This is a genomic window from Pseudovibrio ascidiaceicola (assembly GCF_900114245.1).
In the GTDB taxonomy this organism is placed as follows: Bacteria; Pseudomonadota; Alphaproteobacteria; order Rhizobiales; family Stappiaceae; genus Pseudovibrio; species Pseudovibrio ascidiaceicola.
The window spans coordinates 105047-124780 of record NZ_FOSK01000004.1; the positions used below are offsets into that span (position 1 = coordinate 105047).

Below are 19734 nucleotides of genomic sequence, written 5' to 3' on the forward strand. Positions count from 1 at the left end.
CTGCCTGAACACAGGCGGGGGCTTTTTTTATGCTCTACCCCACCATTGGTCTTGGGGTCTGTATGTCTTCCAAATGTTCGATTGACGCTTTCAGAAGAGATATCGCTTCTTCAAAGTGCTTATGATGCGCGATCGTTGACAGGCTGACACGCAATGCGTTGATGTCCGTGCGTGGCATTGCCTGAAAATTGCGGTGCGACAGGACTTCCACGCCCCTCAAAAGAGCCGCTTGCGCCACTAGTTCTGCACTCTGCTGTTCTGGGAGTTGCAGCCATGTGAAGAGCTTCTCCTCGCCACCTTGCAGCACATTGTTTGGAAACATCTCCTTCATGTGCAGATAGCGTTGCCGCAGAACTTCTCGTTTTCTCTGCAGTGTTTCTTGCAGTTTCCCACCTGTAATCCATCTGGACACAATCTCCACGTTGAGCGGAGCTGCCATCCATGTGCTTTCACCAATGGCGTTGGCAAAGGCTGTTTTGACATTGCCCGGGACATGGATGTAGCCAGTGCGCAACCCAGCTGACATGACTTTGGAGGGGGAACCGATCAGAACAGTGTTCTCTGGCACCAGCTCAAGAAAGCTCTTCTGCTTGCGGGAAATGAAGGGCGTATAGGGATCGTCCTCAATAACCGTGAGGTTGTGCTTTTCGATCACAGTTGCCAGTCTCTGGCGCTCGGCATTACTCAGGGTATGAGTTGTCGGGTTCTGTGCGTTTGGTATCAAAAAGACGCCACGGATGTCATGCTTAGTGCAAGCCTCCTCCAATGCATCAGCAGACATAGCCCCCATATGCCCGTTCTCATCCCGTTCGGCTTCAATGGGTACAATTTGTAGGCCCAGAGCCGGGAGCACAGACAGAATAGGTGGATAGATCATCTCATCGACAGCAATAACATCGCCGCGGTTGAACATGGCTAACATGGCGATCTGAATGCCATGTTGCGCTCCACATGTAACCAGTGTCTGACTGGCATTTGCAGGCGCACCGTAAAACTCTGCGAGAAACTGCGCACCTATCTCCCGATGATAGAACGTCCCCTCAGATGGACCGTATTCGTTCAGGGAATTAACCAGAGGATCGTCGCTCAACTCCCTGAGCATTTGGCCCAGATCCGGGTTGAGGTGAGCCAGACCCAAGTTGCGAGCTAAATCATAGCCCTGAATGCCTTCTGTGTTTGGCATCAACATCAGTGGTGAATGCACATTTGCCGTCTTGGCAATGAATGTGCCCCTGCCCGTTTCCCCGCGCACCAGTTTTCTACGCTCAGCCTCAGCATATGCTCGCGTGATTGTACCAAGCGTTACTCCAAGCTGATAGGCGAGCTCGCGCTGAGGCGGAAGCTTGTCACCTTCCACAAGGCGGCCAGTTTGGATGTCTTGTTCCAAAGCCGTTGCAATACTTAGGTATTTTGGGCTTGAGAGCTTGTTTGGGTCAGGCTTCCACATTGTATTCATAACAATAAAGAGATTGATAGATACGATCGATACAATAATTTAGCACATCGTGTAGATTGTATCAATTGACTGGAATAACAATATGGATTGGGCAACGCTCAGCGCATTCGCGATTTTTGTAGCCATTATGACCGGCACTCCGGGACCGGGAAACCTCACCTTCATGGCGATTGGTGCCAGCGCAGGTTATCGCACTGCCTTTCCGGTGATCATTGCGGCAGAGCTGGGCAGCCTCCTGCTCAATCTCTGTGTAGCTTTCGGATTGGGGCAATTGATGGCGCGCGGGGGGCTGATGGTTAATGCCTTCAAGTTTGCCTCGATGGCCTACATGACATACCTAGCCTGGCGCATTGTGCAGCTGAACATAAAGCCGAAGGGCGAAGTTAGTCTTCCGACATTCTGGGAAGGATTGCTCATTCACCCACTCAGCCCTAAAACATGGGCGATGAGTCTCGTGGCGTTTACCAGTTTCTTTGCGGCCAACGGAATGGGACTTTATGAGAACGCGGCCATTCTGACTGCCGGTTTCTTGATCGGCGGCATGATCTCTCACAGTGTATGGGCAATGGTTGGGGTTTCAATTCTTAAGGTGATTGGAGAAGGCGCTTTGATGCGTGGCATCACAATAGCTATGGCTATCGCGATGCTTGCAGCAACTGCATGGTCCTTATTGCTTTAGAGGCGTCACTGGTGGCGCGAGGCTAGCGCTGCCAGTGTTCCTTCTAATATCCGCTCCACTTTTGGGCGATCTGCCCGCTCCATGATGCCGATAATGGGCGCCTGCGTTTTACCTTCATGATCCAGAATGGTCGCACCGCGGGCAAACTCTCCACCTGTTTCAACGAGTACGCCGCAAACAATGGTTCGGGCGATGACCTCAGAGTCTAGTAGTGCAGCAGCGGCCAATGGATCAGGCAGGATGAGAAGATCTTCGTGGTACCACGTCTTACCGCGCTCTCGCATAAACGCGCACATATGCTCCGCAAACTTAGCCGGAATCGTATCCCCTAAACGCTCAAAAATACCATCAACAACATCCCCCGGGAGGGCATCATGAAGGCTTGGTTCCCATGGAATGAGCGTTGTGTTGATCGCCTGTGATAACACTGCTTTTGCCGCTTCCGGGTCACAAAGGATGTTAAACTCGGCGGCAGGTGTAACGTTACCGCGTCCATGACAGGTTCCGCCCATGGACCAGATGCGGTCAACACCTTCGACCAGATCCGGTTCCTCACGCAGGACTTCTGCCAGATTTGTGAGTGGTCCAATGGTCAGGATCTGAAGCTTAGGCCCACCGAGTGCAGCTTTGCGCAGAACATCCCGGAGAGCATTGTGCGCTGTCTCCCCTGAATGCCTCAGGAGGTGCTGGGGGCGTTCCACTCCGCCTAATCCGTCTGGTCCATGAACATAAACCGCATCGATACGCTCACCGGAAATTGGATCAGATGCACCTTTATGGACCGGAATATCTGCATTGCAGATTGCGAGCGTGTCCAGAATATTCTTTGTTGCCTGCTCCAGATCGACATTGCCAAATGTGGTCGTGATGAAATCTATCTTCTTGCCTGAGCCAATGAGCATCATGAGCGCGATGGCGTCGTCAACACCGCCATCCGTGTCCACTGCAAAAACAAAATTATCCGGCACGTCATTCTCCTGGCACGCCTTTTTGGCAGTGCGTATCCGTCAATCAAGCTCAGTTTCAGCATTTTGCGTTGGTGAGCAAGCCCTCGTTTCCTCAGGTCTTCAGGCCACCTTGCCGTTATCCATATAGGGCGGAAGATACCACGAAGGGTTATTCAAATGATTTAACTGCACATTTGCCAAATTCAGCCGCCTTGCAATATCCCCCTAGGGGGGATAAAAGCGAGACATGACTGAAAAGCACACACACCAGTCCCATCCGGGAATTGTTAATCGCCTTAAACGCGCTGATGGGCACCTCAAATCCATTATTGGTATGATTGAAGATGGTCGCCCATGCGTGGAAATAGCCCAGCAACTACATGCGGTTGAGAAGGCTGTTATGCAGGCAAAGAAGACCCTGATCTACGATCATCTGGACCACTGCCTTGATGACACGGTCAACAATCCGGATGCAAATTCCGAGCAGACGATTGAAGAGTTCAAAGCAATCTCCCGTTACCTCTAGGGGGATATAGTCAACTCAAGAAAACAAGAAGCCAAAGGAGTTTCCGCGTGCTGTCCGTACTCGCGAACCGAACCTATCGCCACCTGTTTCTTGCTCAAGTCATTGCCTTGTTTGGTACTGGCCTTGCCACTGTCGCCCTAAGTCTGCTGGCGTTTAATATCGCCGGAGAAGACGCTGGTTCGGTGCTTGGAACTGCCTTTGCGATCAAGATGATTGCCTACGTTGGATTGGCCCCGATTGCAGCCGCGTTTGTTGAACGGTTGCCGCGTCGTGCTGTACTGGTGGGGCTGGACCTCATCCGTGCGGCAGTTGCTCTTGCCCTGCCGTTTGTGACTGAGATCTGGCAGATCTATCTGCTTATCTTTGTGCTGCAGTCCGCTTCCGCAGCCTTCACGCCCGCATTTCAAGCCGTTATTCCTGATGTGCTGCCGGAAGAGAAAGACTATACCAACGCCCTGTCCTTAAGCCGCCTTGCTTATGATCTTGAAAATCTTCTCAGCCCGACGATTGCGGCTGGCTTGCTGCTGGTGATCAATTTTCATGGTCTGTTTGGTGGCACTGTGATCGGTTTCCTTGCCTCTGCAGCTCTCGTCGTTTCGGTGACTTTGCCAAAGCTCAAACCGGTCGAAAACCAGCGCACAATCAAACGCATGACGCAAGGCACCCGCATTTATCTCAGCACCCCTCGCTTGCGCGGAATGTTGGCTGTTTATCTGGCTGTCGCGGCTGGTGGGTCCATGGTGATTGTAAATACGGTGGTGATTGTACAAGGCACGTTTGGCCTGCAAGCTGATGACGTTGCCATTGCTCTTGCTTGTTTTGGTGCAGGCTCCATGATTACAGCGCTCAGTCTCCCTAAAGTTCTGGAGCGCTTTAAAGACAGAAGCGTCATGATCTTGGGCGCCAGCGTCATGGCCGTTTGCCTCAGTTTCGGTTTTTTATTGAGCAGCTTTACGCAGTTGTTGCCGCTCTGGTTCCTGATGGGCCTTGGTTATTCTGCTGCACAAACACCTTCAGGCCGGGTTTTGCGACGCTCTGCGAGAGGTGGAGATCTTCCATCAGTGTTTGCGAGCCAGTTTGCGCTGAGCCATGTATGTTGGCTGATTGGCTATCCAATGGCTGGTTGGGTTGGTGCTCGTTTGGGCATTCCGGTCAGTTTTCTCTTTATGGCGGTATTGGCTTGGATCAGTGTTTTCGCTGCAATGCTGTTGTGGCCGAGTAAGGACGCAAAGAAGTTGCGGCATTCCCACGAGGACCTGCCAGACAATGATCCACATTGGTCAAAGGGCGTCGACAAAGTAGGCAAGAGTCACGTGCACGAGTTCAAGATTGACGATCTGCACACGCGATGGCCAAGCAGCCTGTAAAGCGCTGTTACTCAGACATGGCCCAGCCGCATTGCGATGGGCCAACTGATCTTACGGAGTTGCTGCGGATCTCCCCAAAGGCTGGTCAGCTCCTTTGCAAAGCTTTCCATAAGGCTTTGTTTGCCAGCTTTTGCAGCTGCTTTGACAGAGGACCACGTGCGCACGTAACCGATGAATTGCTCCAGCGTCCAATCCCGTTCAATAGACATCTCTGGATACTCCAGCTCCTGAAAGGGGAAATCAAAACTGGCATATCCGTTGTCAACGTGCTGGCGCTCTGGTGGCCAAAAAGGACCGATTTCATCGTAATAGAACAGGCGAAAACGGGCGTTGCATTCGGCGTGATTGATGGAGAGAACGCCATAGCTGACGAGTGCGAGCACACACCCTGGTGCAGCAATACGCCTGACTTCCTCATAAAAGCTGGCCAGATCAAACCAATGTGCAGCCTGTGCAGCGACAATCAGATTGAGGCTCGTGTCTTCAGCTGAGCAGTGCTCTGCTGGTTCCACTGCAAAGCGAATGTTTGGAACAGGTGCTGCGTTTTCGATTTGAGAGGCACTGACATCTGTGGCAAGCACCTGCCTGAAGTGCTTCGCGATTATGCTACTGAACTGACCATTCCCGCAGCCAACATCCAAAGCCAGATTATGCTGCTGGCATTGTGAGACCAAAAACTCAACAAGCTCGTCAGGATAGGTTGGGCGATACTTTGCGTAACTCTCTCCAGCATTCTGGAAATGTGATGCAGCCAGATTGTCCTGAGTCATGTGCAAGCCTCCCCTATTGCCGGAGGCAGACTAACAAAAAACGCGGCCCCAGTAAGGGACCGCGTTCTAAAACTTTCGCAGTCTGAAGGATTAGTTCAGAGGAGACAGGATGATCTCTACGCGGCGGTTCTGCGCGCGGCCAGCTTCTGTTGCGTTGGATGCGATCGGGCTGGTCAGGCCGTAACCTGCAGCGGAGATACGTGCACCATTTACACCCTGGTTAAACAGGTAGTTGCTGACGGAGTCTGCACGGCGCTGAGACAGCTGCAAATTGAACTGAGCGGAACCGGTGTTGTCGGTGTGGCCGTAAACGTTCAGACGTGTCTGCTGAAACTCTTTCGCCACCAGAGCAACACTGTTGAGGACCTGCATTGCGCGGGAAGACAGAGATGCCTGACCAACAGCGAAGGTCACATCGTTTGGCATGTTCAGCACGATCTGGTTGCCGTTACGGGTTACGGAAACACCAGAGGACTGAAGCTGCTGACGAAGCTGAGCTTCCTGGCGGTCCATATAGTTACCGATACCGCCGCCGATCAGACCACCAGCAGCTGCACCAACGAGTGCACCTTCAACACGAGCACTTTTACCGCCAGCGATTGCGCCGATGATTGCGCCAGTGGCTGCACCAAGGCCTGCACCGCCTGCAGTTTTGGAAACGCGGGACTCACCCGTGTATGGATTGGTTGTCGTACATGCTGCAACGGAAAGGCCGAGAACAATAGCAAACGCGGCGTGCATCAGTTTTTTCATTTAAAATTCTCACATCGTAATTTTTGAGGGACAGATGAATCACAATGAATCTGTCTCCCTATCGAACATTAACCCTATCAAAAGCCACTGAGCGCCTAATACAAGTGCCCAATAGGAGTGTGTCCTTGAATTCCACCGGATTTGTCGCTGAAAACAGCCATTTTCTTTGGTTTGTGATGGCAGTCACACAAATCATCACTGAATTAAACAAAGCCTTTTGACACTCTAAAATTTGCCACAATTTCGGCAAGGCAATTTAAAGCATGCTGTTTAACGCCGTTTTTTCCTAAAAGATGAACACTGAAGGAAGCCCAAAAACAAATAAGAAGGTGGGGTTCCATGAAAACGGTGCTTGTCCTTGCATTCAGCATTCTCAGCATGACGTGGTCATTTGCTCAAAGCCCAAATGCAGATGACCAACTGCTTTTCGCCCCTGACCAGCCAGCACCACCTGAGCAGCCCTGCATCACTCTTAGTAATAAGAAGATACTTTGCGGAAAAGCTGATGATGCCGGAAGCCAGCTTCTTAGCGTGTTCAAAGGCGTGCAGTATGGGCAAGCGACCCGATGGCAGCCTTCCAGTGTGTTTGATGAGTATGAGCCCAACGGCTACGAAGCATTGCAGTACGGCGCTCGTTGCCCGCAACCGATTTGGAATCCCAAAGATCAGCTGCGTGGTGAAGAAGACTGCCTCTATATGAATATCTGGGCACCAGCGGACGCTATCAAGAACCTCAGCAAACTGCCTGTCATGGTATTTTTCCATGGAGGTGGTTTTATGGCTGGGGGTGCAGACAAGGCCTATCACGCTGCTGATAAAGAGATCATTGAGCTTTATTCCGGCAAATCGTTCGCTGCTGATCAGAACATTGTGCTTGTGACCGTCAACTTCCGCCTTGGTATTCTTGGTACATTGGCGACACACGGGATCACCGGACAAGAGCCCTCCAACGGTGGCAATTACGGTTTGCAGGATCAGCAGACTGCACTGAAGTGGGTGCAAAAGCACATTTCATCATTTGGCGGAGATCCTGAGCAAGTCACGATCTTTGGCGTGAGTTCCGGCGCAATGGCTGTTGGCCTGCATATGTTCAGCGCTGAGAGCTCTCAGGATCTGTTCCGCGCTGGCATCATGCAAAGCAGCGCATCTGCCTATAAGTATCGCAATAAAGAGGAAGGGCGTGATCTCTTCTACTTCTACCTAAAATGCCTGAGGGCCGTCATTCGCAATCCAGACTCGGATGAATGTGCGCTAACAGCACAGCTTGATGATCTGGAAAAAGCGAATACGCGACAAATTCTTCTGGCTCAGGCTTTGCTTCAGGATATGCTCTTCAAAAAAGGAGTATTCCTGAGCGCTCTGCCTGGCAGCATAGCCTTTTCCCCCATCATCGATGGCAGTTTCCTTAAAGAACAGCCCAATGTGCAGATGGAGAAGGGCAATGAAAAGCCGCTGATGTTGGGCTTTAACAAAAACGAAGGCGTTCTATTCGCGAACTTTATTGACGCGACCGGGAAGCTAAACGCAGTAACTTTCAACGGGATTTTGGGTCGGGATTACGAAAACCCAATGTTGATTGTGGGCCGCACTGGGTATGGCGCACAAACCCCTGCTGCATATGGTTTGCGCCCCAAGACACCGGCCACAGCCCTTTCCAACCTGATTGGGAACTCAGTGCTCACCTGCCCTACCATGTCTGCTAATATCGAACGGGAAAAACCGAGCGATAACACGTGGCTCTATTTCTTCGCGCAGACATCTGTCGAGAATATGGAGAAACCGCCCACTAACCCGAAGGTGAATAATGTTTGCGGCCCACACAACCAGTGGGACAACGCCTGCCATGCTTCAGAATTGCCGTTCGTGTTCAACACTATGCCGCCGGACGCGACACAAGAAGACAAAGACCTTGCTGTGAAGATGAACGCGCTTTGGGCGCAATTTGCAAAGACACCCACAGAGGGTCCGTCCAAAGATTGGAAACTGTGGAGCTGGCCGAAGATCGGTAACCCATCGAACTTCAATGTCCTGCAGGGTGCGAACCTCGAGACAACCTATGAGGATCTCTTCGAGCAATCCGATTGCGCGTTCTGGCTTGGGGAAGTTATTGAAAGGAATGCAAATGCCATTCTTATTCCCAAGCAAATACCCGAGGAATAATCCAGTCTTTTCAAGGAACTAGGGAAAAGAACTGGCGAAGCAGATGATCTCAACTATCTCACTAAGGAGCCTTAAGAAGAGATGGTACAGACGAGTGGATTCGAACCACCGACCTTCGGAGCCACAATCCGACGCTCTAACCAACTGAGCTACGTCTGCTTGCCAGTGGCGCGGAACATAGGTAGAATTTTTGAGGTTGGCAAGTCCCTTGAAACATCAAAATGAAAAAAGTCCACAACACTGATAAAAAATCGCCAGTTACACACTGTGACTAGGTGGTTTCACTCTGTTTTTCAGAGGCTTAAACGCAAAATCCTCCCGCATGAGTTGCAAATTGTTGTGCAATCCAATCGGGAGGATATGTATGTTCTTGAAAAAATTTAGCTGGAATTATGCCAGCTTCATATCTTTCATAGATTTGTCGAAAGCTTCTTTTGCAGGCTGAGACATCGTGGTCGCAAGTTTCGTTGCAGTTTCCTGCATCTCTTTCACCTGCTGGCTCATCGCATCATACTGTTTGCGGCTGTATGCAGACTGAAGTTCGATTGCTTCAGACAAGCTCTTCACGCCGAACATGTCGCGAATGTGAGAGAATGCAGCTTCGGAATTGTCTTTCGCTGCATCGACGGCTTTCAGATTGATTTCCATGAAGCTGTCACGTGTCACTTCCATGGTCTCTTCGAGCATTGCGGATGCTTCTTCAGAAGCAGACTTCACTTTGGCATAACCTTCACGCGCCTGATCAACGCTCTTTTCAGTCATTTCCTGGATAAATGCAGGCACTTCCATCTTGTTCATTGCAAACACCTCATTCTCTACAGACTTGGCGGCTTTCGGAGCAGCCTGTTCAGTCTTCTTTTCGGATTTAGCAGTATCAATTTTCGCAGTAGTCATTTGGATTGCTCCTTATCGTCTTGGGAGAAACATAAAGGATCAAGAGGGAGAGAACTGTCTCCCCTTAGGTCAACTTGAGATTAATATAGGAGCTATTTTGTGCATTGCAACATTATTTTGCAGCGCAACAATATCGATCGCACTTAAGCTGCTGAAACGAAGAAGAAAACTTTTTTATTCTGGTGGTGCAAATCGCGACTTTGCAGCGAAGGGTTTCAATCGCGCACCTCGAACGAGGTGCTGATACACCTCGTTCGGCTGTTGGTTCGAGCCGGAATCAGCCCCTTAAAACCAGACTTCCTCAGAAGTCTCCTGCTTTCTTGGCTGCATCTTTTACAGCGCGGGAGGCCTTCTCGCCCATCTCGCGCATTTGGGCTCCACTTTGCTCCATCTGCTTGTGCAAGTACTCTTGCTGCAAGCCTACGAGCTCTTCCATGTCGCGCGCCTGAAACATGCGCTGCGCTAATTCAAAAGCGGAATTCACATTTTGCTCGGCGAATGAAAGGGCCTGGCGGTGCATGTCTGAAGAATCCACATGCATGGTGCTTGATGCATCTTCCATGCTGCTCACCGCATTTTCGGTTGCATCCATGAAATTATCAAAAGCCTTGCGTGCCTGATCAATGCTTCGATCAGCAAATTCACGCATTTGATCTGAAACTTCAAAAGGAACTTTTGTATCTACCATGCTCAAGCCTCCACCCTTGTTGATTAAGGTTTCATTCGCATTGTGGAAAGGACCTATTCCCTCCCCTATTTGCAACTCGTTTACTCTGGTGTGGCAATGCTATACTTAACCATAGGGAAAGAAAATAGGAGCTTAGACGAGCACTGCAGTTTACGGTACTTTAAGTATACAAGAATTGTGGGGTGAATAATTGAGCGGCTCGTATCTATTGGAATTGACAGATGCGAACTTCGACGCTCATTTGTTAAAGTCTAAGCCTTTATCAGGATTTAGCTTTTGAAAATGCCGGTGGGTGGGTTGCCATAAATGGCAGGCTCTGGTTTTTCAAAGCTTACAGATAAAGTAGGGTGGGGCTATAATTGGGAAAATGTACCCCTGATAAATTGAGGCAGGTTTCTTTAGTAAGCTTACAGCAAAACTGCTGAAGTCGCTTACATGCCCGTTTCAAACCGGATATCATTTGATTGCACCGCCAATTTTGCGTCTTGGTGCCTGTGAAAGAGAGTAGATTGCGTTTCTCAACCAACCCCTTCTTGGGAAACCTTCAGAGTAGGGACCGAGCTCGTGGCTGACTTTGTCTTCAAACGCCGACAACGGCCGATCCGCTTCACTTGGGAGCTGGACCGAAACGGCTGCTTTCGTAGCTTCTCGAAGGAGTTCGCCGAGCTTTTAGGCCCACAGGATGCCGCTCTGATCGGCCTCCCGTTCGATGCTGTCCGCAAGAAACTGCGGATTGGTAAGGTCCCGGCGATTTCAAAGGCAATCAAAAAGCAACGCGCTGTCAGCGGCGTGACACTGCTTTGGCCTGCCTGCAATTCAAACAAGGTTGTTCCTCTCGATTTATCCGCTCAACCAGTGGAAACGAAGTCAGGTGAGTATGACGGCTTGCGCGGATTTGGGGTTATCCGCAGCGTTGATGCAAAAAAATCTGATGAACCAGTCGATCCGCTTGCGGTCCTGACCAAGTTGCGTGCTGCCTTGCGAGAGGAAAGCGACAACACCGAATCTATCTCTGAACCGGCAAAGACAGATCCTTCTGTCAGTGAGCCTGATATAGGGCTGACGCTTGAGCATGATCAGCCTGAACGATTTGTGCAGGGAGACGTCGCACCAATCGAAGCCCTTTCCGATACTGAGACACATCAGGTAACGGAAATTGTTGAAGCACCACTAGTTGATGGCATTACAGCTCCGGGTTTCCTACAGAGTGAACCTGAGATTCCAGAGTTGATCGTTGATTTCAGCGAGGATGTAGAGGAAGAAGAGCAGAAAGTCGTTGAGAGTGCCGAACACTTTGAGCCGGAAACCTCTCCTGAGGCTGATCCGGTTGAAGAGGTGGTAGTCGCGGCTACTCTTGAGCCTGAAGCAGACGCTGAAGCTGAAATCAATCACACTCCAGAACCAGACTTACCCGCATCAGACACGCAGCCAGATGAGAATGGGCTGCACTTTCTTCATGAAGAAGAAGCAATTGTTGTTGCAGAGAATGAGGGCCTTCTTCAGCTGACGGATGCAGATGTCCTTCACGATCCAACAGATCCTCTTGAGATTGTCGCTCCCGTTGAGGTCGAAGCGCAGCCGGAGGATATTTCTGAGCCAGAAATAGTTGATCAGGCCGAGCCTACTCCGGAAGCTGCTGTGCAAGTGCCTGGAGATTCAGATTTACAGGCTTTTGAAGAGGATCTTACTGAGATTGAGGATGTCCCTTCAGAGGCAGCAGAACAGGTAAGCGTTACTCCGCCAATTCCGGAGCCTACCAGTAAAGATGATTTTGAGCGTGCTATTGCAAACTTGCCGGACGCGCCACAAAAGAAAGTCAGAACAGGTCCACGCAGCCTTGCGGAGTTGACCAACAGCATCGTTCGGCTGGTAGATAAACATCCTGTTCCAAGAGAGAATGCTGGACTTTCCAAACCAGAACGTGATGCCTTCGACAAAATTGCGCGAGCATTAGGTGCTGAGAAGAAAGATGAGCAAACTGATCTTCCGGCACAAGCTGAAACCGCAAAAACGGTCTCGACTACGCCCGAAGAGACAGCAGCTCTCGCGGTAGCTGAAACTGATGTGGTAGAGACTGAGTTCCACGAGGAACCAAAGCCTGCGACCGCGGCTAAAACTGACAACATTATTCCGCTGCCTGCAGAACCAGCGGCACGTGATGAAACCGTTGAGGTTGAAGCTGAGCCAAAGCAGGACAACGTAACCCATGTGGTTTTGCCACGGGTTCCGCCAGATATTGAAGAAGCCGCAGAGCGCGCTCGCGAAAAGACAGGACGTATTCCTGATAAGCCGATTGTAGCGCCAATCGACCCTCGCCTTCTGGATCGTCTTCCAATTGGGGTCGCCGTTGTTCGCGACCGTGATGTTGTTTATGCAAATGATACTCTACTTGAGCTGCTTGGTTACGAGCGCTTTGAGGGGTTGAACGAAGCAGGAGGCCTTGAGGCGATCTTCGCAGAACCAGAAGAGTGCCCTACTCCAAGCCCTCAAACTGTTGACCGTGTGGTCCATGTGCGGCTTGCAGAAGGTGGCGTGCTTTCTGTTGATGCCCGTATGCATGCTGTGCCCTGGAATGGTGCGCAAGCGCTGATGATCTCTGTGGTGGAGAAGGTACAGGGTGAAGCAGATGCACCCGCAGCTTCGGCACACGTTCAGGCTACGGCTGGCTCTGAAACTCAAATCAAACATCTGCACACACGCATTGAAGAGCTGGAATCCGTTCTTGCTACTGCGACAGACGGTGTGCTTGTGATGGATCAGCACGGAACCATCCGCAGTGCAAACCACTCCGCAGAAGCTCTGTTTAATGCCGGAGAAGATGATCTCCTTGGCGCTCCATTTACGAGATTCCTTGCGGATGAGAGCCACATTGCAGCGCTGGATTATCTGGATGGATTGGTCGCCAATGGCGTTTCCAGCGTGCTCAATGATGGTCGCGAGGTTATTTGCCAAACGCTGGATGGCGATATCTTCCCAACCTTCCTGAGCATGGGACGTGTCAGTCATGCTAACGAACAGCTTTTCTGTGCGGTTCTGCGCGACATCACACAGTTCAAACGAGCTGAAGAAGAGTTGGTGAGTGCCCGGTATAAAGCAGAGAAAGCCAACACGCATAAGTCCGAGTACCTGACTAAAATCAGCCATGAAATCCGTACACCACTGAATGCGGTGATCGGGTTCTCAGAAGTGATGCAGGAAGAGCGGTTTGGTGAGCTTGGGAATGTGCGTTACAAAGAGTACGCCCGCGATATCCATCGCTCTTGCTCCCATATGCTGACGCTGATCAATGACTTGCTTGACTTGGCCAAGATTGAAGCTGGCAAAATGGATCTGGCATTTGAGGCCGTTTCTGCAGCCGACATCATCAATGAATGCGTAGCACTGTTGCAACCTCAGGCGAATGACCAGCGCGTAATTATTCGAGCCAGTACGCCTCTGTCTGTTCCAAAGATTGTGGCGGATCCGAAAACGCTGCGCCAGATCACACTGAATCTGTTGTCCAATGCCATCAAATTCAACCGGTCCGGTGGTCAGGTGATCATCTCGCTTGTGCTTGATCCGAATGGTGAAGTGCACTTGCGCGTTCGGGATACTGGCCATGGTATGTCAAAGGCTGATCTTGAAGCTGCGCTTCAACCGTTCCGTCGTCTTAATGCCTCTTCTTCAACAGAAGGGTCTGGCCTTGGTCTTCCATTAACCAAAGCCCTCGTGGAAGCGAACCGTGCTTCGTTTTCAATAAATTCTGAAGAGGATGAGGGTACGCTGGCAGAAGTCACTTTCCCACCGCAGCGAGTTCTCGCCGAATGACGCGCTCCTGTGGTGGCCTGACCATCGCAGGAGATTTGCATGCTCACACTGGCTGCTTTGGAAGATGCGTCGCAGGAACTGCGGCGCCATATGGCGCCGACAGCGCTTTACAGCTGGCCCTTGCTGAATGACGCCTTGGGCTGCGAGGTCTTCATCAAGCACGAGAACCATGCGCCCACCGGATCGTTCAAGGCCCGATGCGCCTTGCTTTATCTCCTGCGCCAATCACAACGGCATGTCAGTTCCACGAGCTTTGTTGCAGCCACTCGCGGCAACTTTGGGCTGGGTATGGCGTGGGCAGCAAAGATGTTGCACCAACGAGCAGCAATTGTTGTTCCTCAAGGCACTTCCAAAGAAACGACATCCGCCATCCAAAGCTACGGTGCATTTTTGATAGAGCACGGCAAAGACTTTGAAGAAGCCCATACGTTCGCCTGCCAGATGGCCGAGGATTCTAAGCAGGTGCTCTCCCCCGGCTTTGATTATGATCTTGTTCTTGGAGCCGCGACTTACGCGCTTGAGATCTTCCGTACGATTAAGGATCTGGATGCCATCTATGTGCCTGTTGGTTTAGGCACTGGCATATGCGGACTAATTTCTGTGCGTGACCTCTTTGGCCTGAAGACGAAGATCATCGGCGTGGTTGCGGAAAAGGCGGATGGGTGCGCACGCTCTATTGAAGCTGGTGAATATACACTCACGTCATCAGCCAATACCTTTGCTGAGGGGATTTGTGTGCGGGGGCCTGCCCGAGAAGCTTTTGCCTTAATCAGATCAGGCGCTGAGCGCATTATTCGTGTCAGCGAGGATGAGATTGCAGAAGCAATCCGCCTGCTCTATCGCACTACACACAATGCGTGCGAAGGTGCCGCCGCTGCTGGCCTAGCAGGTCTTTCAAAAGAACGTGCCAATCTGCAGGACAAAAAGGCTTCTTTCATCCTCTGCGGGCAAAACATGAACCGCATCTGGATGGCACGAGTGCTGCAAGGAGACACTCCAACTCCTTAAAATTGGAATCATTTCTGCATATGAATGCAGGTACTGCACCCCCTCCAGACCCGTTTGTTTTCAACAACTCTGAGTTTTTCAGTAAACTTTCCCGTGAGGTCGATATAAGCCGCAATTGAAAATCATTCGCAATTGCAGATGGATAGCGCCTTAAAAGCTGAATTTTACAGTTTAGAATAGTTCTATCTCATTGTTTTCACGCAGTTTATTAGTTGACAGAGAAAGTCAAGTTTCCGATATAACGGCAAATGACAAGCGTTTGCAGGCGCATACAAGATCACTCAGGAGATGTTCCGATGAAGTCGTTGTTTAAGGGAATTGGGCTAACAGCAGCTGGTTTTGCAATTGGTACAACCAGTATGGTCGCATCAGCTCAGGCAGAAGGCGAAGTGAATATCTATTCTTACCGCCAGCCAGAATTGATCAAACCACTTCTCGATGCATTCACTGCTGAGACCGGCGTCAAAGCAAACGTTGTTTTCGCTAAGAAAGGTCTTGGCGAGCGTATGAAGGCTGAGGGCAAGAACTCTCCAGCTGACGTTCTTCTTTCCGTAGACATTGGCCGTTTGCAGGGTGCTAAAGACCTCGGAGTAACCCAGCCAGTTGTTAGCGATGTCATCAATGGCAACATTCCAGCAAACTTGCGCGACGCTGAAGGCCACTGGTTCGGTCTGACAACTCGCGCCCGTGTCATCTATGCTTCCAAAGATCGTGTTGCTCAAGACAGCATCACCTATGAAGAGCTTGCTGATCCTAAATGGAAAGGCCGTATCTGCACCCGTTCTGGTCAGCACGTATATTCTATTGGTCTGTTTGCATCTATGATCGCCCATAAAGGCGAAGCTGAAGCACAGAAATGGCTGGAAGCTGTACGTGATAACCTTGCTCGTAAGCCAACCGGCAATGACCGCGCACAGGTTAAGTCCATCTTCGCTGGCGAATGCGACATCTCATTGGGCAACACCTATTACATGGGTAAAATGCAGACCAACGAGAAAGATCCTGAGCAGAAGGATTGGGCAGCGTCAGTTCGCATTCTCTTCCCGAACACCGAAGGTCGCGGCACTCACGTAAACATCTCCGGCATGGTTCTGGCGAAGAATGCTCCGAATAAAGACAACGCTGTAAAGCTGATGGAATTCCTCGCTTCCGATGAAGCGCAGGCTATCTATGCCGCACAGAACTTCGAGTATCCAGTAGAGCCTGGCATCGCACCATCTGAACTGGTTGCGTCCTGGGGTTCCTTCAAAGCTGATGAAGTTTCTCTCAATGAGATTGCTGCTCAACGCGCAAAAGCTAGTGAGCTGGTTGATATCGTTGGTTTTGATAACGGTCCATCCAGCTAAGTTCCAACAAGTAAATTGAGTTGAAGCCATTCCATGACATCCAGACACGGACATAGTGGATCGCCACAATACAGAACCGCCGCCCCCTCTTCTCGAGGGGAGCGGCTTCTTGCGTTTGGGACCTACTTTCTGACCGGCCTCGTTGTGATGCCGGTTCTTGCAATTGTTATTATGGCTATGGGGTCTTCGGGCAATCTGTGGCCGCACCTTGTTTCAACAATTCTGCCACGCTCAATTGCCACCACATTCCAGCTGATGGTTGGTGTTGGTGTGATCGTGTTTGTAGTTGGCGTCAGCACGGCATGGTTAGTTACCATGTGCCGTTTTCCCGGGCGGCGCTGGTTTGATCTAGCGCTGTTGTTGCCGTTCGCAGTCCCGACCTACATTATTGCGTTCTCTTATGTAGAACTGCTGGATTACACTGGTCCGGTGCAAGGTCTGATACGCGATATCTTCGGATTCAAGACCTCTCGTGACTACTGGTTCCCTGAGATCCGCTCTCTTGGCGGTGCCATGTTTGTTATGGGTTTTGTGCTTTACCCTTATGTGTATCTCAGTGCACGCGCCTCATTCCTTATTCAGTCAGCTTGTGCATTGGATGTGTCTCGCACCCTCGGTGCTGGTCCATTTCGCTTGTTCTGGAAGGTCGCGTTGCCGCTGGCTCGTCCTGCTATTGTAGTTGGTGTGACGCTCGCCCTGATGGAGTGCCTGAACGACATTGGTGCAGTGTCCTTTTTCGGCGTGCAGACGCTCACATTCTCCGTTTACGACACATGGCTCAATCGCTCTAATCTGACGGGCGCAGCTCAGATCGCGACAATCATGCTGGTGTTTGTGCTAGCGCTGATGTTCCTCGAGTATTACGGCCGTCGTAAGCAGCGTTTTCACCAAACAACGGGTACCTATCGCGCTTTACCAAGCTACGAGCTGAGAGGCTGGCGTGGCTGGATTGCTGTGGCTGTTTGCGCCCTGCCTATCATTCTGGGCTTTGTCTTTCCTTCTCTGCTTCTGCTCAGCCGTGCAAGCCGCCGTTTAGAAGATCTATTTGAACCGGCTCTCTGGGCAGCGGCTGGCAACACTCTTTGGCTGGCTGCTGTGGCTGCTGCCGTATCTATCGGCATCAGCCTGACCCTTGCCTATCGCCGCCGCCTGTTCCCAAGCAAAGTGACCACGACACTGGGCCGGGTGGCTTCAATTGGCTACGCTGTTCCCGGAACTATTCTGGCAGTTGGTATTCTGTTCCCCGTTGCTGCGCTAGACAATATGATCTCAGAGGGCTTTGAGGCACTGTTTGGCTTTGGTACTGGGCTGCTTCTTATTGGATCAGGCACAGCGCTCATCTACGCTTATGTCGTCCGTTTTCTGGCTATGTCATACGGACAGATAGATGGCGGCTTTGGCAAGATCACCCCGCACTATGATATGGCTTCTCGGAGCCTGGGTCAGACCGCCTGGGGCACGCTCGGCCGCGTTCATATGCCATTGATGAAGCCAGTCATTCTCTCTGCAACCCTGCTTTCCTTCGTTGAGTGCATGAAAGAGCTGCCTGCAACGTTGCTTCTGCGCCCGTTTAATTTCGAGACACTCGCAACAACGGTTTACAATGCAGCTTCTCGAGAAGCGTTTGAAGACGCAGCTTTGCCGGCCCTTTGCATTGTGCTGGTGGGGATCATTCCGGTAATCATGCTTGCAAAGACAAGCGCTGATACGTTCCGCGAAAAACGGGGCAACAAGCGCTTTTCCAAGGACACTTCAATGGTGCCTGCTGAGTAAGAACAGAAAGAATTTGCGATAAAAAAAGCCGCTGAAGATGTTCAGCGGCTTTTTTATATCTGATGCGTCTCTATTCGTTGTTATCTGGTAGCAGCTGCCAGTTTCAGCGCCATTCCGACAAAAACAACAGATGCAATCCGGTTCATGACTTTCTGAGCAGTTACAGACTTGCTCAAACGATCGCCAATGGCACCAGCTGCGAAGGCGACTGAGCCAAAGACCAGAATTGCCGAAAGCATAAATACTGCACCCAACTGCAAGAACTGCGGCATAACAGGACCATAAGCAGGATCAACAAACTGCGGAAAGAACGAAAGGAAGAAGATCGCGACCTTTGGATTGGTGATGTTCATGATCACGCCGCGACGGTACAAAGGGATCAAGGCGGAATGATCGACTTTATTCTGCTGTACCGGCTCAGGCTTCGCTCTGAAGGCGCCCCATGCGAGGTAGAGCAGATACCCAACACCAAGTATTTTGACGAAGGTAAACGCCAGCTCAGATGCCTGAAAGATCGCAGAAACGCCGAGCGCCACAGCCGTAGTGTGAAAAATCAAGCCAGTGCAAAGACCAAGCGTCACCGCAATACCTGCTATTCGACCACACACTGCTGACTGCGTCAGCACAAAAATATTATCAGGGCCAGGTGCCAATGCCAGCAAAACAGTGACAGTGAAGAAACCAGCCAATACGTCTATCGGGATCACACAGTGCTCCATCCATTCAGAAAACTGAAGCGCACAATGCCCCAACTTCCTAATCAGGGCAAGTTTCTTGGCTTTATATGAGCGTTAATGTCGCCTCAATTTCAATCTTAAGATCAGGATGGAAGAGCTTTTTCTTTGAAATGGCTCTGTTACTTTCTCCTAAAAGCAAAAAGCCCAACCAAAAAGGTTGGGCTTTTAATTACACACGCTGAATAGCTGTTAGTCTACCAAATTAGCTTCAGTTTTCTCTTTGATCTCGTCCAACGTTACACCCTCTGCCATTTCGACGACTTTCAGGCCGCCGTCGACGATGTCGAAGACGCCGAGGTTGGTGATGATGCGGTCGACGCATTTTACACCTGTGAGCGGTAGAGCGCATTTATGGAGGAGCTTTTTATCACCGCGTTTGTTGGTGTGATCCATAATGACCACAACGCGTTTAACGCCTGCAACAAGATCCATTGCACCGCCCATGCCCTTGACCATTTTGCCAGGGATCATCCAGTTTGCGAGATCTCCATCTTCGGAGACTTCCATCGCACCGAGGATGGACAGGTCGATATGACCGCCACGGATCATCGCAAAACTGTCAGATGAAGAGAAGTAGCTGGTACGGTCCAGCTCAGTGATGGTCTGCTTACCTGCATTGATCAGGTCTGCATCCACTTCGCCTTCAGTTGGGAACGGCCCCATGCCAAGCATGCCATTTTCCGACTGCAGCGCTACATTCATTCCATCAGGAATGTAGTTTGCAACCAGTGTCGGGATGCCGATGCCGAGATTTACGTAGAAACCATCTTGCAGTTCTTTTGCCGCGCGGGCGGCCATTTCGTCACGATTCCAAGCCATGATT

General features: G+C 50.9%; 16 protein-coding genes and 1 tRNA gene. 8 read left to right on the top strand and 9 right to left on the bottom strand.

Features of this window, described 5'->3' with window-relative positions; all coding sequences use genetic code 11:
• Positions 1-34 precede the first annotated feature (34 nt).
• On the bottom strand, positions 35-1447 hold the full coding sequence (locus BM231_RS09010) for an aminotransferase-like domain-containing protein (protein WP_093518688.1): 1413 nt from the start codon (positions 1445-1447) through the stop codon (positions 35-37).
• Positions 1448-1538: 91 nt separating this feature from the next.
• Here BM231_RS09010 and BM231_RS09015 point away from each other — a divergent pair, with 91 nt between their 5' ends.
• Complete coding sequence (locus tag BM231_RS09015) at positions 1539-2135, top strand: LysE family translocator (RefSeq protein WP_063309697.1); 597 nt, start codon at positions 1539-1541, stop codon at positions 2133-2135.
• A 5-nt stretch (positions 2136-2140) separates the two neighbouring features.
• On the opposite strand, the gene BM231_RS09020 is transcribed toward BM231_RS09015, so the two are convergent.
• Complete coding sequence (locus tag BM231_RS09020; RefSeq protein ID WP_093518690.1) at positions 2141-3103, bottom strand: nucleoside hydrolase; 963 nt, start codon at positions 3101-3103, stop codon at positions 2141-2143.
• Positions 3104-3329: 226 nt separating this feature from the next.
• Between BM231_RS09020 and BM231_RS09025 the strand changes: the two genes are divergently transcribed.
• Positions 3330-3608 carry a metal-sensing transcriptional repressor gene (locus BM231_RS09025; protein ID WP_063286897.1) on the top strand — a complete coding sequence of 93 codons (279 nt, stop codon included), beginning with the start codon at positions 3330-3332 and terminating at the stop codon, positions 3606-3608.
• 47 nt (positions 3609-3655) lie between these two features.
• Entirely contained in the window at positions 3656-4975 is a 1320-nt protein-coding gene (locus tag BM231_RS09030) for an MFS transporter (RefSeq protein WP_093518692.1), read from the top strand.
• A gap of 11 nt (positions 4976-4986) precedes the next feature.
• Here BM231_RS09030 and BM231_RS09035 read toward each other — a convergent pair whose 3' ends face one another.
• Positions 4987-5745 carry a class I SAM-dependent methyltransferase gene (locus tag BM231_RS09035; protein ID WP_093518694.1) on the bottom strand — a complete coding sequence of 253 codons (759 nt, stop codon included), beginning with the start codon at positions 5743-5745 and terminating at the stop codon, positions 4987-4989.
• Positions 5746-5835: 90 nt separating this feature from the next.
• Entirely contained in the window at positions 5836-6498 is a 663-nt protein-coding gene (locus BM231_RS09040; RefSeq protein ID WP_063309693.1) for a YiaD family glycine zipper/OmpA-like lipoprotein, read from the bottom strand.
• 339 nt (positions 6499-6837) lie between these two features.
• On the opposite strand from BM231_RS09040, the gene BM231_RS09045 reads away from it, so the two are divergent.
• The gene (locus BM231_RS09045; RefSeq protein WP_093518696.1) at positions 6838-8658 is read left to right on the top strand and encodes a carboxylesterase family protein; all 1821 of its coding nucleotides are present in this window, start codon (positions 6838-6840) and stop codon (positions 8656-8658) included.
• A gap of 82 nt (positions 8659-8740) precedes the next feature.
• On the opposite strand, the gene BM231_RS09050 is transcribed toward BM231_RS09045, so the two are convergent.
• The 3 genes from BM231_RS09050 to BM231_RS09060 all read right to left on the bottom strand — a co-directional run bounded on the left by BM231_RS09050 (position 8741) and on the right by BM231_RS09060 (position 10315).
• A tRNA-His gene (locus tag BM231_RS09050) sits at positions 8741-8817 on the bottom strand.
• Between the two features lie 231 nt (positions 8818-9048).
• Entirely contained in the window at positions 9049-9552 is a 504-nt protein-coding gene (locus BM231_RS09055) for a phasin (RefSeq protein WP_093518698.1), read from the bottom strand.
• Positions 9553-9853: 301 nt separating this feature from the next.
• A complete protein-coding gene (locus tag BM231_RS09060) occupies positions 9854-10315 on the bottom strand; it encodes a phasin family protein (protein WP_208860226.1) in 462 nt (153 codons plus the stop codon).
• Positions 10316-10804: 489 nt separating this feature from the next.
• Between BM231_RS09060 and BM231_RS09065 the strand changes: the two genes are divergently transcribed.
• The 4 genes from BM231_RS09065 to BM231_RS09080 all read left to right on the top strand — a co-directional run bounded on the left by BM231_RS09065 (position 10805) and on the right by BM231_RS09080 (position 18174).
• On the top strand, positions 10805-14047 hold the full coding sequence (locus tag BM231_RS09065) for a PAS domain-containing sensor histidine kinase (RefSeq protein WP_093518702.1): 3243 nt from the start codon (positions 10805-10807) through the stop codon (positions 14045-14047).
• A gap of 39 nt (positions 14048-14086) precedes the next feature.
• A complete protein-coding gene (locus tag BM231_RS09070) occupies positions 14087-15055 on the top strand; it encodes a threonine dehydratase (RefSeq protein WP_093518704.1) in 969 nt (322 codons plus the stop codon).
• A 296-nt stretch (positions 15056-15351) separates the two neighbouring features.
• Positions 15352-16401 (top strand): Fe(3+) ABC transporter substrate-binding protein, encoded by a 1050-nt coding sequence (locus BM231_RS09075; RefSeq protein WP_093518706.1) that lies wholly within the window; start codon positions 15352-15354, stop codon positions 16399-16401.
• 147 nt (positions 16402-16548) lie between these two features.
• Positions 16549-18174: an ABC transporter permease gene (locus BM231_RS09080; RefSeq protein ID WP_093518708.1), complete on the top strand. Its 1626-nt coding sequence runs from the start codon at positions 16549-16551 to the stop codon at positions 18172-18174.
• 80 nt (positions 18175-18254) lie between these two features.
• Here BM231_RS09080 and BM231_RS09085 read toward each other — a convergent pair whose 3' ends face one another.
• Both BM231_RS09085 and BM231_RS09090 read right to left on the bottom strand, forming a co-directional pair.
• Positions 18255-18881 (bottom strand): LysE family translocator, encoded by a 627-nt coding sequence (locus tag BM231_RS09085; protein ID WP_093519133.1) that lies wholly within the window; start codon positions 18879-18881, stop codon positions 18255-18257.
• A gap of 219 nt (positions 18882-19100) precedes the next feature.
• Positions 19101-19730 carry a CoA transferase subunit B gene (locus tag BM231_RS09090; protein WP_063295261.1) on the bottom strand — a complete coding sequence of 210 codons (630 nt, stop codon included), beginning with the start codon at positions 19728-19730 and terminating at the stop codon, positions 19101-19103.
• Positions 19731-19734: the final 4 nt, after the last annotated feature.

Excerpts from the sequence above, each read along its gene's own strand:
- BM231_RS09010 (WP_093518688.1), bottom strand. The coding sequence starts at position 1,447 with ATGTGGAAGCCTGACCCAAACAAGCTCTCAAGCCCAAAATACCTAAGT.
- BM231_RS09015 (WP_063309697.1), top strand. The coding sequence starts at position 1,539 with ATGGATTGGGCAACGCTCAGCGCATTCGCGATTTTTGTAGCCATTATG.
- BM231_RS09025 (WP_063286897.1), top strand. The coding sequence starts at position 3,330 with ATGACTGAAAAGCACACACACCAGTCCCATCCGGGAATTGTTAATCGC.
- BM231_RS09035 (WP_093518694.1), bottom strand. The coding sequence starts at position 5,745 with ATGACTCAGGACAATCTGGCTGCATCACATTTCCAGAATGCTGGAGAG.
- BM231_RS09040 (WP_063309693.1), bottom strand. The coding sequence starts at position 6,498 with ATGAAAAAACTGATGCACGCCGCGTTTGCTATTGTTCTCGGCCTTTCC.
- BM231_RS09045 (WP_093518696.1), top strand. The coding sequence starts at position 6,838 with ATGAAAACGGTGCTTGTCCTTGCATTCAGCATTCTCAGCATGACGTGG.
- BM231_RS09055 (WP_093518698.1), bottom strand. The coding sequence starts at position 9,552 with ATGACTACTGCGAAAATTGATACTGCTAAATCCGAAAAGAAGACTGAA.
- BM231_RS09070 (WP_093518704.1), top strand. The coding sequence starts at position 14,087 with ATGCTCACACTGGCTGCTTTGGAAGATGCGTCGCAGGAACTGCGGCGC.
- BM231_RS09075 (WP_093518706.1), top strand. The coding sequence starts at position 15,352 with ATGAAGTCGTTGTTTAAGGGAATTGGGCTAACAGCAGCTGGTTTTGCA.
- BM231_RS09080 (WP_093518708.1), top strand. The coding sequence starts at position 16,549 with ATGCCGGTTCTTGCAATTGTTATTATGGCTATGGGGTCTTCGGGCAAT.
- BM231_RS09090 (WP_063295261.1), bottom strand. The coding sequence starts at position 19,730 with ATGGCTTGGAATCGTGACGAAATGGCCGCCCGCGCGGCAAAAGAACTG.